Source organism: Nonomuraea sediminis, assembly GCF_018531495.1.
Taxonomy (GTDB): Bacteria; Actinomycetota; Actinomycetes; order Streptosporangiales; family Streptosporangiaceae; genus Nonomuraea; species Nonomuraea sediminis.
In genome coordinates, this window is record NZ_JAHDTI010000001.1 from 1,097,162 (window position 1) to 1,111,681 (window position 14,520).

Annotated in this window: 16 protein-coding genes; 14 read left to right on the plus strand and 2 right to left on the minus strand. The window is 69.6% G+C overall.

Going from position 1 to position 14,520, the window contains the following annotated elements; all coding sequences use genetic code 11:
* Positions 1 to 39: 39 nt before the first annotated feature.
* Complete coding sequence (locus tag KIK09_RS05130; RefSeq protein WP_214317440.1) at positions 40 to 1,383, plus strand: aminopeptidase P family protein; 1,344 nt, start codon at positions 40 to 42, stop codon at positions 1,381 to 1,383.
* Here the strand turns inward: KIK09_RS05130 and KIK09_RS05135 are convergent.
* Complete coding sequence (locus KIK09_RS05135; RefSeq protein ID WP_214317441.1) at positions 1,380 to 2,204, minus strand: phytanoyl-CoA dioxygenase family protein; 825 nt, start codon at positions 2,202 to 2,204, stop codon at positions 1,380 to 1,382. The genes KIK09_RS05130 and KIK09_RS05135 overlap by 4 nt on opposite strands.
* 55 nt (positions 2,205 to 2,259) lie before the next feature.
* Here KIK09_RS05135 and KIK09_RS05140 point away from each other — a divergent pair, with 55 nt between their 5' ends.
* The 12 genes from KIK09_RS05140 to KIK09_RS05195 all read left to right on the plus strand — a co-directional run bounded on the left by KIK09_RS05140 (position 2,260) and on the right by KIK09_RS05195 (position 13,110).
* Positions 2,260 to 3,102 (plus strand): helix-turn-helix domain-containing protein, encoded by an 843-nt coding sequence (locus KIK09_RS05140; RefSeq protein WP_214317442.1) that lies wholly within the window; start codon positions 2,260 to 2,262, stop codon positions 3,100 to 3,102.
* Between the two features lie 234 nt (positions 3,103 to 3,336).
* A complete protein-coding gene (locus KIK09_RS05145; protein WP_214317443.1) occupies positions 3,337 to 4,128 on the plus strand; it encodes an MlaE family ABC transporter permease in 792 nt (263 codons plus the stop codon).
* The gene (locus KIK09_RS05150) at positions 4,128 to 4,982 is read left to right on the plus strand and encodes an ABC transporter permease (RefSeq protein ID WP_214317444.1); all 855 of its coding nucleotides are present in this window, start codon (positions 4,128 to 4,130) and stop codon (positions 4,980 to 4,982) included. Before KIK09_RS05145 ends, KIK09_RS05150 begins: the two co-directional genes overlap by 1 nt.
* Positions 4,983 to 4,986: 4 nt before the next feature.
* Positions 4,987 to 6,006, plus strand: a complete 1,020-nt coding sequence (locus tag KIK09_RS05155) for an MlaD family protein (RefSeq protein WP_214317445.1) — start codon at positions 4,987 to 4,989, stop codon at positions 6,004 to 6,006.
* A complete protein-coding gene (locus KIK09_RS05160) occupies positions 5,979 to 7,067 on the plus strand; it encodes an MCE family protein (protein WP_308163929.1) in 1,089 nt (362 codons plus the stop codon). Before KIK09_RS05155 ends, KIK09_RS05160 begins: the two co-directional genes overlap by 28 nt.
* Positions 7,067 to 8,092, plus strand: coding sequence for an MlaD family protein (locus KIK09_RS05165; protein WP_214317446.1), 1,026 nt, complete (start codon positions 7,067 to 7,069; stop codon positions 8,090 to 8,092). The genes KIK09_RS05160 and KIK09_RS05165 overlap by 1 nt, the downstream gene beginning before the upstream one ends.
* Positions 8,089 to 9,129, plus strand: a complete 1,041-nt coding sequence (locus tag KIK09_RS05170; protein WP_214317447.1) for an MCE family protein — start codon at positions 8,089 to 8,091, stop codon at positions 9,127 to 9,129. The genes KIK09_RS05165 and KIK09_RS05170 overlap by 4 nt, the downstream gene beginning before the upstream one ends.
* Positions 9,126 to 10,157: an MCE family protein gene (locus KIK09_RS05175; RefSeq protein ID WP_214317448.1), complete on the plus strand. Its 1,032-nt coding sequence runs from the start codon at positions 9,126 to 9,128 to the stop codon at positions 10,155 to 10,157. Before KIK09_RS05170 ends, KIK09_RS05175 begins: the two co-directional genes overlap by 4 nt.
* Positions 10,154 to 11,506: an MlaD family protein gene (locus KIK09_RS05180; RefSeq protein WP_214317449.1), complete on the plus strand. Its 1,353-nt coding sequence runs from the start codon at positions 10,154 to 10,156 to the stop codon at positions 11,504 to 11,506. The genes KIK09_RS05175 and KIK09_RS05180 overlap by 4 nt, the downstream gene beginning before the upstream one ends.
* Positions 11,503 to 12,306, plus strand: coding sequence for a hypothetical protein (locus KIK09_RS05185; RefSeq protein WP_214317450.1), 804 nt, complete (start codon positions 11,503 to 11,505; stop codon positions 12,304 to 12,306). The genes KIK09_RS05180 and KIK09_RS05185 overlap by 4 nt, the downstream gene beginning before the upstream one ends.
* A gap of 10 nt (positions 12,307 to 12,316) precedes the next feature.
* Positions 12,317 to 12,928, plus strand: a complete 612-nt coding sequence (locus KIK09_RS05190; protein WP_250572519.1) for a 4'-phosphopantetheinyl transferase family protein — start codon at positions 12,317 to 12,319, stop codon at positions 12,926 to 12,928.
* Between the two features lie 5 nt (positions 12,929 to 12,933).
* Positions 12,934 to 13,110, plus strand: coding sequence for a hypothetical protein (locus KIK09_RS05195; protein ID WP_214317451.1), 177 nt, complete (start codon positions 12,934 to 12,936; stop codon positions 13,108 to 13,110).
* On the opposite strand, the gene KIK09_RS05200 is transcribed toward KIK09_RS05195, so the two are convergent.
* Positions 13,103 to 14,023: a cation diffusion facilitator family transporter gene (locus tag KIK09_RS05200; protein ID WP_214317452.1), complete on the minus strand. Its 921-nt coding sequence runs from the start codon at positions 14,021 to 14,023 to the stop codon at positions 13,103 to 13,105. The genes KIK09_RS05195 and KIK09_RS05200 overlap by 8 nt on opposite strands.
* Positions 14,024 to 14,057: 34 nt before the next feature.
* On the opposite strand from KIK09_RS05200, the gene KIK09_RS05205 reads away from it, so the two are divergent.
* Complete coding sequence (locus KIK09_RS05205) at positions 14,058 to 14,516, plus strand: MarR family winged helix-turn-helix transcriptional regulator (protein ID WP_214317453.1); 459 nt, start codon at positions 14,058 to 14,060, stop codon at positions 14,514 to 14,516.
* Positions 14,517 to 14,520 lie beyond the last annotated feature (4 nt).

The window sequence follows — 14,520 nt, forward strand, 5'->3', positions numbered from 1 at the left end:
ATACCACCCACTCACCCTGTCCGCGCGAGGGATCCCGACATGAGCGAGCAGCTGAACACCGGAAGCCACGACCTGCCCATCACCGAGGAGCTGGCCGCGTTCATGCGGACAGGCTGGGCCGACACCCGGCGCACCGACCTGTCGCCGCTGCCGATCGCGCCGTGGGCGGCCAAGCGCCGGGCGGCGCTGGCCTCGCGCTTCCCCGGCGAGCGGCTGGTGATCCCGGCGGGCGGGCTCAAGGTCCGCAGCAACGACAGCGACTACCGCTTCCGCCCGCACAGCGCCTACTCCTATCTGACCGGGGCGGGCGAGCCCGGCGACGTGCTGGTGATCGAGCCGTCGGGCGAGGCCGTGCTGTACCTGCGGCCGCGCTCGCCGCGCGAGGAGGGGCAGGAGTTCTACCGCGACCGCCGCTTCGGCGAGTTCTGGGTGGGGCGCAGGCCGGACCTGGCCGAGGCGGCACAGCTGTACGGGCTGGAGTGCGCGCACATCGACGAGCTCGACCCGCGCGGCAGGTCGCTGGACGACCCCGAGGTGGAGTCGTTCCTGTCGGAGATGCGCCTGGTCAAGGACGAGTGGGAGCTCGGCGAGCTGCAGGGGGCGGTGGACGCCACGGTCCGCGGGTTCGAGGACGTGACGCGCGCGATCCCTCAGGCGCTGGGGCACCGGCGCGGCGAGCGCTACCTGGAGGGCGTGTTCGGGCTGCGCTCGCGGCTCGAGGGCGACGCGGTCGGCTACGACAGCATCGTGGCCTCCGGCGCGCACGCCTGCGTGCTGCACTGGATCCGCAACGACGGACGGCTGAACAGGGACGAGCTGCTGCTGCTCGACGCGGGGGTGGAGGCCGAGACGCTCTACACGGCCGACGTCACCAGGACGCTGCCGCTGTCGGGCCGCTTCTCGCCCGTGCAGCGGCAGGTCTACGAGCTGGTGTACGAGGCGCAGGAGGCGGCCATCGCCACGCTGCGGCCCGGCGTCCGCTTCCGCGAGTTCCACCAGGCGGCGATGCGGGTGATCACGGCGGGGCTGGTCGAGTGGGGGCTGCTGAAGGGGTCGATCGACTCGCTCATGGAGTCGGGCCTGTACCGGCGCTACACGGTCTGCTCCAGCGGCCACATGCTGGGCATGGACGTGCACGACTGCGCCAAGGCGCGCGCCTCGCAGTACCTGGACGGCGTGCTGGAGGAGGGCCAGGTGCTGACCGTCGAGCCGGGCCTGTACCTGCAGTCCGACGACCTGACGCTGCCGGAGGAGTTCCGCGGCATCGGCGTGCGCATCGAGGATGACCTGGTCATCACGGCCGACGGCGCCAGGATGATGTCGGCGGGCCTGCCCCGCCACCCGGACGAGGTCGAGTCCTGGATGGCGGGACTGCTCGGCTAGCGGTCGCCGGGTTCGGCGGGGACCGGGTCGCCGACGCGGACTGGCGCGACCGGGCGCAGGACGCGGCGGCGGCGCTCCGGGAGGGAGTCCAGCCACGCCTCGTCGTAGACGTAGCCGTAGCGGCTGGCCGCCCAGATGGGGCCGTAGCGGTAGATGAGCACGCGGCGCTCGCCCGGGTTGGTCCTGGTCGAGCCGCCGTGCATCAGCCCGTCCACGAACAGCAGCGCGTCCCCGGCGTTCAGGTGGACGGGCACGGCGCCGGGGAGGTCGTCCATGCGGTCTCCCCGCGCGTAGTCGCCCGCCAGCGGGTGCGGGAGGTTCGACTTGTGCGAGCCGGGGACCACCATGGTCGCGCCGTCCCCCGCGCCGATCGCGGTCAGCGCGAGGATCACGTTGACCTGCCCGCAGCGGAACGCGCCGTGCGAGAGGCCGTAGCGCCCGCGCAGCGCGGTGCGGTAGCCGCCGGAGTGCACCGGGTGGTGCCCGCCCGACTCCCTGATGGAGGCGATGCTCTCGTCGATGAACACGCCGGGCAGGTAGCTGTCCTCCTCCCCGGCGAAGTGCCTGACCAGCGGGAACCAGCTCGGGTGGTCGATCAGCTCGGCGAACGGCTCGCCCGCGGCCACGGCTTGGTGCAGCTCGTAGCCGGTGTCGCCGGTGTAGTCCTTGCGCTGCGCTCCCCGGTACCACTGGCCGCGCGCCAGGTCGCGGGGGAAGGCGTCGAATTCGGCGTTGAGCCGGGCCAGCAGGTCCCGGCCGACGGCCTGCCGCAGGATCAGGTAGCCGTTGAGGTCGAACATGAAGTCGTCGAGATCGCTCATGCCCACGAGTCTCACGGCGCTCCCCCTGCCCCGGCATCCCGCGCGAGGGGCCGCCATGTCGCCGATCCTCAAGGTCTCTATCGTCGTGGGCGTGCCCCATGTCGCCATGCACGGACTGCTCGCCGGCCGCGGCGGCGCCGACCCGATGCCGCGCCCGCACCTGCACCCCGAGCTGGAGCTGAACCTCGTCCTGTCCGGCACGGTCAGCTACGCGATGCCCTTGGGCACGCTCACGCTGCCCCGGCGCCGCCTGGTCGTGTTCTGGGGCGGGTACCCGCACCGCCTGCTCGCCGACGGCGGGGCAGACTTCCTGTGGGCCACGATGCCGCTGAGCACCGTGATCGGCGAGCACGCCCTGCGCGCCGCCCTGGACCGCCTCGTCCGCGGCGAGCTGCTGTACGGCAGGCCGTCCGAGGCCCCGCACGACCGGTTCCTGCTGTCCCGGTGGATCGAGAACCTGTCGGGAACCCCCGATCCCACGGTGTCCGAGGTGTGCAGGTTCGAGATGTACGCCAGGCTGGCCCGGCTGGCGCACGAGGCCGGCCCCGCCGCGGGTGCGACGCCGATGCCGGCCCGCGCGGCCGAGCAGCTGCTCGTCGTGGCCGCCACGCGCTACACCGAGGATCTGTCCGTGGCGGAGATCGCGCGGGCCGCCGGGGTCCATCCGGTCTACGCGGCGCACACCTTCAAGCAGGTCTTCGGGATGCCGCTGTGGGAGTACGTCACCCGGCTGCGCGTGGCGCACGCCCGGCGGCTGCTGGCCGGCACCGGCTGGGGCGTCGACCGCATCGCCCACGCCAGCGGCTTCCAGACCCGCTCGGCCTTCTACCGCGCCTTCCGCAAGGAGCACGACGCGCCTCCCACGTCCTACCGCCTCGGACCGCCTGCGGCGGAGTAGCAGCGTCAGCCCAGGACGGCGGGCGGCTTGCCGTACCTGTCAGAAAACCGCACATCTCATAGTGATTACGTTTCGTGGTTGCGTGACAACAGGTGACCTGCGTCTCATACCTTTTCCTCAAATTCCATCCGAAGCATCGACTTACTGGACAACCCGTCAGTAAGGTATCGAATCCGTAGTCGGCCGGTTCCATGAGGTGGTCATGACGGCAACAAGCACGCGGGCGGGGTGCTGATGGCCCTGTCCGGATACGTCGGCCGCAAGGCCGGGTCCGTGCTGGGCCAGGTGGGTGACCTGTTCGTCATCGTCCTTGAGGGATTGCGCCGCAGCTGGGATGTCAGGAGCTGGTTCTGGGAGTTCGTCGACCAGTGCTGGTTCCTGGCGCGCGTCACCAGCGTCCCCGTGCTGCTGGTCTCGCTCCCGCTGGGCGCGACCGTGGCGCTGCAGGTGGGCGAGCTGGCCTGGCAGCTGGGCGCGGCCTCGGCGACCGGCAGCGCGGTGTTCGTGGGACTGATCCGCGAGGTGGCGCCGCTGGCCTCGGCGGTGCTGATCGCCGGCGCCGGCGGCAGCGCGATGACCTCCGACGTGGGCGCCAGGCACATCCGCGACGAGCTGGCCGCCATGGAGGTGATGTCGGTCAACCCGATCCACCGCCTGGTGACGCCGCGTATGTGGGCCGCCAGCACGATCGCCGTGTGCCTGTGCCCGCTGGTCATCCTGTCGGGCGCCGCGGGCGGCTACTTCTTCAACGTGGTCGTGCAGGGCGTCACGCCCGGCGCGTACTTCGACGGCGCGCTGTCGCTGGTGGTGGCCTCCGACCTGTACGTCACGCTGCTCAAGGCGTGGATCTTCGGCTTCATCGCCGCGGCCGTGGCCTGCTACAAGGGCATGACCTGCGAGACCAGCCCCGTCGGGGTGGGCCGCGCGGTCAACCAGGCGACGGTGATCACGTTCATGCTGGTCTTCGCCTTCAACTACGTGATCTCCGCCGTGTACTTCCTCGCCTATCCGCCCAGGTCGCTGTGATGGTCACGCGTACGGCAGGCCTCAGGATCGCCGGCTCGGGCCGGGAGCTGGCGGAGCGGTTCGCCAGGCTCGCCAACTGGCCCCTGTTCGTGTGGAAGGTGCTGTTCTACTCCGTCCGCGACATCGTGCTCAGGCTGAAGTACACCAAGGTCGTGCTCCGGCAGGTCAGCGACGTGGTGATCGGCGTCGGCGCCACGATCATCGGCGGCGGCATGATCTTCGTGGTGTTCACGATGGCCTTCGTCGTGGGCGCCACGGTGGGCCTGCAGGGCTACCAGGGGCTGCAGGCCATCGGCGCGGAGTCGTTCATGGGCCTGGTCGGCAGTTTCGCCAACGTCCGCGAGATCACCCCGATCATCGCGGCCACCGCGCTGGCGGCCCAGGTGGGCTCGGCCTTCACCGCGGAGCTCGGCGCGATGCGGATCTCGGAGGAGATCGACGCGCTCGAGGTGATGGGCATCAACGCCTTCACCTACCTGATCTGCACCCGGGTGGTGGCCGCGCTGCTGGCGCTGATGCCGATCTACCTGATCGCGCTGTTCGCCAGCTTCTTCGCCACCCGGCTGATGAGCACGGTGCTGTTCGGGCTGGCGCCCGGCGTCTACGACTACTACTTCTACCTGTACTTACCTGTGACGGACATCATCTACAGCGTCGCCAAGGTGGGCGTGTTCGCCTTCGCCGTCATCGTCATCCACTGCTACCACGGCTTCTACGCCTCCGGCGGGCCGGTGGGCGTCGGGGTTGCCGCGGGCCGCGCGATCCGGCAGTCGATCGTCACGATCGTCCTGCTCAACCTGCTCCTGTCGTACCTGTTCTGGGGTGGCGGCGGCAGCGTGAAGCTGACGGGGTGAGCCGATGGGTCGTTTCGAGCTCCCCCTGCTCACCCGGGTCGCCATCTCGCTGGTCGTGCTGCTGGTGTTCGCCGGTGCCACGTTCTTCATCGTCCGCAGCGCGCAGGAGTTGCGCGGCACCAGCATCGCCGCGGTGTTCGGCCGGGCGGGGCAGGGCATGGACACGCACTCCCCCGTCAAGATCCGCGGCATCACCGTCGGCAACGTGTCGAAGGTGTCGCTGGACGGCAAGGGCAAGGCCGTGGTCACCATGCTGGTGCAGCCCGGCGTGAAGGTGCCGCAGTCGACCGTCGCCTCCATCGAGCCGACCTCGGTGTTCGGCCCCAAGTTCATCGATCTCAAGCTCGGCTCCGGCGAGTCGACCGGCCCGTTCCTGGGGAACGGCGCGGTCATCACCAGCACCGAGGACCCGCTCGACCTGTCCGACACGCTCGGCGACGCCTACCGCGGGCTGAACGCGGTCGACCCGCGCGAGGTCACCGTCATCGTGCACACCCTGGCCCAGGGCCTGGACGGCAAGGGTGGCCAGCTGCGCGAGCTGATCGACGACGCCGGCACCGTGATCGGCGTCGCGCACCGGCAGCGCCAGCGGGCCAGGCAGTTCCTGCACGACGCGGCCGCCCTGTCCACCGCGCTGCAGGACAAGGGCGACGACATCGTCTCGATCTCCTCCGACGTCAACGTCATCACCCCCGACCTGCTCAAGCGGGCCGACAAGGTGCGGGCGCTGCTGGCCTACCTCACCTCGATCGCCGACCAGGGCACTGTGGGGCTGCAGCACCACCGGCAGGACCTGCGGGCCGGCGTGCACTCCGGCGAGCGGGTGGCCGCGCTCATCTACGCCCAGCTCGGCCTGGCCGGCGACGGCGTGCGCGGCTACAACAAGCTGGTCACCCTGCTCAACAAGCTCATCGAGGCCAAGGGCCCGGGTGACACCCGCCAGCTGCAAATCGAGGCGTTCGTCGCCACGGACGTGTGCGAGCTGATCGTCGGCTCGTGCGGGCCGACCACGGGGAGGGACTGACCGTGGCCGTCTCCAGGGTACGCAGGATCCGCCGGTGGACGCTCGTCCGCTTCGTGATCTTCCTCGCCGCCACGCTCGGCCTGGTCGCGCTGATCATCGTGCAGATCGCCCGCATCAACACCGGCGGCGGGTACGAGCTCATCGCGACCTTCGACGACGTGTCGGGCCTGCACGAGGGCGACCAGGTCAAGATCGCCGGAGCGCCGGTCGGCCAGGTGAACACCATCAAGGTGGTCAACGGCCGCGCCGAGGTCACCATGCAGGTGCAGGACGCGGTGAAGGTGCCCTCCGACACCGAGGCCGCCATCCGCTGGCGCAACGCGGTGGGCCTGCGCGTGGTCTACCTCATCCCCGGCACCGCCCAGGACAGGCTGGGCCCGGGCGCCCGCATCGCGCGTACCTCCTCGGTGGTCGACATCGGCCAGCTCGTCAGCGACCTCGGCCCGCTGACCAGGAGCCTGGACCCCGACCAGATCAACCAGCTGCTGACGGCCGCCGCCAAGGCCCTGCACGGCAACGACAAGAACATCCCGAGGCTGCTCGACAACGTCAACGACATCACCGGCACGATCAACGAGCGCAAGCAGACGATCCAGAAGCTGCTGAAGGACTACGGGACGGTGACAGGCGTGGTCGCCGCCCGCGACAAGCAGATCGAGCAGCTCGTCGACAACCTGGTCACGCTGTCGGAGGCGTTCAACGCCAACCGCAAGCTCATCGACGACTCGATCGTCGAGCTCACCACCACCTTCCACACCTCCAACGAGGTGATCGGCAAGAACGCCGACGAGCTCGGCGCGCTGGTCGAGCGGCTGGCGGGGCTGACCGGTGGCATCCGCAGGCACGTGGACGAGATCCAGAAGGTGGTCGACGCGTTCCCGCCGTCGCTGGCCCGCGGCTACACCACCGTCAACCGCGGCCACTACTTCGTCACCGCGGTGCCCTGCGTGGCGCTGGGCGAGGCGCCGTGCCCGTACCCGATGAGCACGCCGCCGCCGCTGCGCGGCAACACCAGGGTCCAGAGCACGAAGGACCTGCAGAAGCTCATGGTGGGTGAGTGATGGCGCTGAAGTCCTTCCGCGACCGCAACAAGATCGTCGTCGGCCTGGTGTCGATGGCGGTGCTCGCCACGGTCCTGGTGGGCACGTTCCTGGTCGGCAACCTGGGCCTGCTGGAGGGCGGCTACTACATGTCGGGCACGTTCGTCGACTCGGGCGGCCTGCGCACCGGCAACGACGTCCGGGTGGCAGGGGTGAAGGTCGGCAAGGTCACCGAGGTGCGCCCCGACTACGACCACGGCCAAGTCATCGTCATCTGGAAGGTCGACTCCGACGTACGGCTCGGCCGCCAGACGAGGGCGGACATCTCCCTGTCCAACCTGCTCGGCGGCCGCTACGTCAAGCTGACCGGGCCCGTGTCCGCCCCTTACGTCGACCAGTTGCCCGAGAGCCGGCGGCGGATCCCTGTCGAGCGGACCGGGGTGCCCACGCTCATCAACGACGCCATCAACGACGCCACCCACCTGGTGCAGAAGCTGGACAAGAAGCAGATCGACAACCTGCTCACCGAGCTCGGCAAGATCGACACCAGCAAGCGCGGGCGCATCACCAAGCTGCTGAAGAACATCGGCGACCTGTCCGACACCATCAGCAAGAGCGAACCCGACCTGCAGCGTCTCCTCGACAACGGCTCCAAGATCATGAAGACGCTGGAGAAGAAGGACAAGCAGATCGGCCGGCTCATCGACGCGATCTCGGCGATGCTCAACGAGCTCAAGCTCCGCCGCAACGAGCTGCGCCAGTTGCTCGGCGACGGCAGCGACCTGGTGCAGAGCACCACCCGGCTGATCAACGAGCACGAGAAGTCGCTGGTGCAGGTGCTGGACGACAACCGGGCCATCACCACCCGGCTCAGCACCGGGACCAAGCAGCTGAACTCGCTGCTCGGATGGGCGGGCCCGACGTTCTACGGGCTGTCCACCATGGGCGGCGAGGGCCCGTGGCTCGAGGCCATAGCCACGGGCCTCGGCCCCATCAACCCGGAGGTGCTGGCCGCCATCGCCAAGGACAGGAAGAACGACCGATGACCGGGACCCGGCGATTGCTCGCGACGTGCGTGGCGGTCATGCTCCTCGTGGCCACCGGCGGCTGCTCGTTCGTGGGGCGGGAGCCATACCATCTGGTGGCGATCTTCTCCAAGGCGCCGTCGCTGTACGAGCAGGCGCGCGTCAAGGTCATGGGGATGGACGCCGGATACGTGGAACGGATCCGGATCGAGGGCGACAAGGTGCGGGTGGACCTGTCGGTCAACCCGGAGGTGCCGCTGCCGTCCGACGTGAAGGCCGTGGTGGCGCCGCAGAACACCCTCGGCGAACGCAACGTGGTGCTCTACCCGCCGTGGAAGCCGGGCAACCAGAAGCTCGCCAACGGCGCGACGATCCCGCTGGAGCGGACCGACCTGCCGGTGGAGATCGACGACGCGCTCGACGCGTTCACCAAGCTGACCGACGCGCTGGACGCCAAGAAGCTGGGCAAGGTCGCGAGCAACATCGCCGACAGCGTCGACGGCCGCGGCAAGACGATCAACAACGCGATCGCCGACACGGCCAAGCTCACCGACACCCTGTCCAAGCAGGACCAGCAGCTCATCGACCTGGCCAAGGGCCTGAACAGGATCGCCACCAGCCTGAACAACCGCCAGGGCCAGGTGACCGAGGCCATCGACTCCTTCTCCCAGGCCAGCGCCATCCTGGCCGAGGAGCGGCAGCGCATCCGCGGCTTCATCTCCGGCATGGCCACCTTCGTCCAGCGCGGCGACATCATCATCGAGGAGTACTCCGAGCGGCTGCCGCAGGCCGCCAACACGCTGGCCGAGCTGGTGCTGACGGTGCGGGCCAACAGCGAGCACGCGGCCCAGGCGATCAAGGGCGCCGCCGACTTCGCCGACGTGATCGTCTCCTCCTGGGACAAGAAGCAGCACGTGCTGAAGATCAGAGTGGTGCTCAACGCGATGACCAGGGCGTGGCTGACCCCGCTGTTCCAGTCGCTGAACCTGGGCAAGGTGCCGTGCCTGCCCGGCGGCCTGAGCAACTGCCCCTTCCAGAACAAGCAGGGGGCACGATGAAGGCCCGCCTCGTGTCCGGGATCCTGGCGCTGAGCATCACCACGTCCTGCTCGCTCCAGACGCTCGGCTCGACCACCGGCGACCTGACGCTCAACGCCACCTTCGACGACGTGCAGAGCCTGGTGGCCGGGCACAGCGTGCAGATCTCCGACGTGCGGGTGGGCACCGTCACCGGTATCCAGCTGCAGGGCTACCAGGCCAAGGTGACGATGTCGATCGAGTCGGACCACCCGGTGCCGGTCGGCAGCACGGCCACGGTGGCCAAGACCTCGGTGCTCGGCGAGAACTACGTCGAGCTGACGCCGCCGCCGGGCAGGGACCTGTCGAGCGGGCCGTTCCTCACCAGCGGCGCCACGATCACCGAGACGTCCGTGGAGCCCGACATCGAGCAGGTCACCGAGAAGGCGGGCCCGCTCATCGAGGCGCTCGGCGCGCAGGACATCAACGCGCTGCTCGACGCGAGCTCCAAGGCGATCGGCGGCAAGGGCGAGGACCTCAACACGCTCATCAAGCAGACGGCCGAGGTCACCGACGCCTACTCCGCCGCCCGCAAGGACATGGCCACCACCATCGACGCCATCGCCAAGCTGGGCGACCAGCTGGCCAAGGGCGACAAGGAGCTGGACAGGCTGCCGGGCTCGCTGGCCGACGTGACCGCCCGCCTGGCGCACGGCCGTAAGCACATCAAGAAGGCGATCATCGCGCTGACGAACCTGGCCAAGGAGGCCAACCTCACCGTCTACCCGCGGCACGCGGCCAGGCTGCGCAAGCTGCTGCGCGAGATCGACGCGATCGCCGCGGCCATGCTGCGCGGCAAGGAGGACCTCAAGCGGCTGGTGTCCGGCATCCAGGAGTTCCTGGACTCGCCGCCCATCACGGTCAACGGGCAGGTGCTCATCTACCTGTGGCTGAAGGGCCTGCTGCTGCCCAAGCACAGCGGTCTGCTGCCGAACAGCCCCAAGCTCGACACCGGCCCGCTGCCCAACCAGCTCAAGGACTTCCGCCTGCTGTGGGAGCCGCCGAAATGAGACCCAGAATCTGGCTGAACCTCGGGTTCTTCGTCGTGCTCGGGATCGTGATGACAGTCTGGGCGTTCAGCACGATCATCAAGCTCGACGCGATCACCAAGCCCTACCGGATCTCGGCCGAGTTCATCTCCTCCCCCGGCCTGATCCGCGGCTTCGACGTCGCCTACCTGGGCGTCCGCGTCGGCAGGATCGGAGACGTACGGCTGGCCCCCGGCAAGATCGTGGTCGGGCTGGACATCGACAAGGAGATCCGCCTGCCCAAGGGCACCACCGCCGAGGTCCGCAGGAAGTCGGCGATCGGCGAGCCCTACGTGGAGCTGTCGCCGCCCAAGACCGGGGCGGGCGGGCAGTCACTGGCCGCGGGTGAGGTGATCCCGCTGACCAAGACGAACGTGCCGCTGGACTACAAGAAGCTCTTCCAGGGCGTGGGGAAGCTGCTCAACGCCGTCCCGCCCAAGGACGCCAAGACCATCACACACGAGCTGTCGGTGGCGCTGGAGGGCCGCGCACCGTCGATCAGGTCGATCATCGACGACGCGCACGACATCACGGGCACGCTGGCCGACAACTCCCAGCTGCTCGACGACCTGTCGGTGCAGCTCACCCAGCTCACCCACACCCTGGCGGGCAGGAAGGATGAGCTGGCCTCGGGCATCACCGACACCGCCACGCTCACGGCGGCGCTGCGCGAGTCGCGGGCCGACCTGAACACCTTCCTGGACCAGGGACCGACCGTGTTCGGGCAGCTCGACCAGGCCATCAAGAAGTCAAGGCCGGGCTTCTCCTGCCTGCTGACGGCGCTGGGGACCCCGCACAAGCCCCTCTTCTCCCCCGAGACGGCGAAGAACGTCAACCACCTGCTGGCCATCGTGCCCACCGCGCTGAGCCTGGCCGACGACATCAAGGACGTGCGGCCCGACGGCAGCGTCTACGGGCGCAGCTCCTTCATCTTCAGCGTCCCCGGCGCGCCCAAGCCCGCCGAGGAGTACGAGAACACGCTCGGCCAGCCGCGCATGGAGAAGCTGCGCTCGTGCCCGCCGCACGCCCCGGTGGACAAGACCGATCCCGCCGCCGTGGACGACGTGGCGCACGACGCGGCCAGGCCGTACCAGGACGATTCGACCGACCAGAACACCCAGCAGCAGGCCAGCGCCAAGCCGGAGCCGAGCAGGAAAGCCGAGGGCTCGCGTCCGACCGCGACCATGGCGGCCAAGGAGGCCGCCTCCCACACGCCGCTGAACACCGTGCCGCTGATTGTCGCGATATTCCTCGCGATCGCGGCATGCGGTGGCATCGTGGGCTGGATCGCGGTGGGCCGGGCCGCTCGCCGCCGTGAGGAGAACGGATGACCACGAAGCAGGATCTCGCCGAGACCGTCGCCGAGGAGGTCGAGACCCCGGCCCCCAGGAGGGTCGTCCGCAAGAAGTGGACGGCCGCCAAGCCCGCCCCGGCAGAGACCCCGGCCGCCGAGCCCGCCCCGGCAGAGACCCCGGCCGCCGAGGACGACCAGGCAGAGCCTAGCGACGAGACCGCGACCGGCACCGACAAGGCGGAAGCCGGGACGGCCGTGCGGGGTGGGCCGCGGAAGTCGTGGGTGTGGATGGTCGGGGCGGCCACCGTCCTGGTGGTGCTCGCGCTGGCCGCCACGACCGCGATCCAGTGGGTGTCCGCCGACCGGGCGCGCGAGTCGCTGGCGCAGCTGGAGACCGACAGGGCGCTGCGCCTGGAGGTGTCCAGGGCCGCCCACTCCTTCGGCCAGACGCTGCTGAGCTACGACTACCAGGACCTGCAGAAGACCAGGACGGCCCTGACCGCCATGGCGACGGGCGACTTCCTGGCCACCTACGACGAGGCGTTCGGCGGGGCGATGGCCCAGGTCATCGTCAAGCTGAAGGCCGTCTCCCAGGCCAACGTGCGCGAGGTCTACCTGGCCGACGCCGACGAGGGCTCCGCGCACGCCATCGTGGTGGTCGACCAGCAGGTCAAGACGTCGGAGGCGATCCGCTCGGTCAAGGACTCGCATCTGAAGATCACCCTGGTCAAGCAGCAGGGCGTGTGGAAGATCCAGGACGTCACGGTGCTCGGCGCGGCCAAGGAGGACCAGTACAACCTGGACGGCAGCAAGCCGACCGACCAGAAGAAGAAGTAACCTCACCCGCATGGGTGAAGCGGTGGCGATGGGCGGCAGGCCGCAGGAGGTCCGCGCGCCCGAGGCGTGGCTGACCGAGGTGGAGCGGGAGCGCGCGGCCCGGTTCAGGTTCGAGGCCGACCGGCTGTCGTTCGTCGCCGCTCACCTGCTGGTACGGCTGTGCGCGGCCGACCTCCTCGGCACCGACCCCGCGGGGCTCACCCTGCTGCAGCACTGCGACGTGCACGGGCCGGGGCACGGCCGGCCGTACCTGGCGGAGGAGCCGCTGATCGGCGTGAGCCTGAGCCACACGCGCGGCTACGTGTGCGCGGCCGCCGGGCCCGGCCGGGTCGGGGTGGACGCCGAGCGCGTGCCTGAGGGGCCGCTGGACGAGGCGCTGGCCGGGCGGGCGCTGACGGCGGGCGAACGGGCCCGGGTGACGGGCAACCGCGAGCTGATCCGCCTGTGGGCGCGCAAGGAGGCGCTGATCAAGCGCGGCGAGCTGACGCTGGACGCGATGGGCGCGCGGGAGCCCGACTGGGACGGGCTCCACCTGGTGGAGTGGGAGGAGCAGCCGGACATCGTGGTGACCGCAATCACTGACGTCCCGATAGGGAGGCGACCCATCCCGCGGATAGGCTGAATGGCATGTTCTACCGCAAACCCCTCGAAGAGCGCATTGCCGACCGGATGGCGACGCGTAGGCCCCTCGAGGAAGGCAAGACGTTCGAGCACGGGCCGGCGAAGTTCGTGTTCGTCTTCCTCATCGTCTTCGTCGTGCTCATGCACGTGGTCGGGCTCGCGATCGTGATGCACTTCAGCTAGCCCGGCGCCGGGTCGGCGTCGGGTCCAGGAACACCTGGGTGATCCCGGGGATGTGCTCGCGCAGCCGCCGGTCGATCTCATCACAGGCGATCTCCACCCCCGCGACGGTGGCCTCGTCGCAGAAGTCGACCTTGGCGGCCACCAGCAGGCTGCCTGGGCCCAGATACATCGTCAGCAGTTCGACGACGTCGTCCACCTCGGGCTGCGCGAGCAGCAGCGCGCGGATCTCCGTCACCCGCTGCGGCGGCGCGGCCTGCCCGATCAGCAGCGAGGCGTTGGCGGCGATGAGGCTGAGCGCGATCGCCAGCAGGAGCAGACCGATCGCGATGGAGGCGCCGCCGTCCCACACGGCCGAGCCGGTCAGCTGCGAGCCGAGCAGCCCGATGGCCGCCAGGATCAGGCCGATCAGGGCGGCGCTGTCCTCGAGCAGGACCGCCTTGAGCGCGGTGTCGGAGGTGCGCATGGCCAGCTGGACCGGGCCGACGCCGTGCCTGCCCGCCTCGGCGCGCAGTTGCGACAGGCCCTTGAGGAAGGAGACCCCCTCCATCACGAACGAGACGGCCAGCACGACGTAGGAGAGCCTGAGGTCCTCCAGCTGCTCGCCGTGGATGATCGTGTGCCAGCCGTGGGTGATGGAGAACCCAGCGCCGCCGACCAGCGTCGCCACGGCCGCGGTCATCGCCCACAGGAATCCCGCGGAGCCGTGCCCGAAGGGGTGGCGGCGGTCGGCGGGTTTGCCCGCTCGCCGTACCGACACGAGCAGGAGCAACTCCGTCACGGTGTCGGCCGCGGAGTGCGCCGCCTCCGATAGCATTGCGGCGGATCCGCTGATGAGGCCCGCCACGAGTTTGGCCAGGGCGATGGCCAGGTTCGCGGCCCCTGCCACCACAACAGTGCCCAGACTCTCACCCATATCGGATCACTCTACGTGCGCTAGATTGGGGATCATGAGCGCGCCTCGCTGGCTATCACCCGCTGAGCAGCGTGCCTGGCGTACCCACCTCGCCCTGCACAAGCTCCTCATGCACCGGCTCGACCGCGAGCTGCAGGAGCATGCCCTGTCGCTCAACGACTACGAGATCCTGGTCAACCTGTCGGAGAGCCCCGATCGGCGGATGCGGATGAGCGATCTGGCCGACGCCACGATCCAGTCGCGCAGCCGCCTGTCGCACCAGATCTCCCGGATGGAGGCCAAGGGCCTGGTGGCCAGGGAAGACTGCCACGACGACCGGCGCGGCACCTTCGCGGTGCTGACCGAGCAGGGCTGGGAGACGATCCGCAGGGTCGCGCCCGACCACGTGGTCAGCGTACGCGAGCACTTCATCGACCGGCTGACCGACGACCAGCTCGAGGCGATCGAGACGGCCTACGAGCCGATCGTGGAGCACCTGAAGAAGTTGCGCTGACACC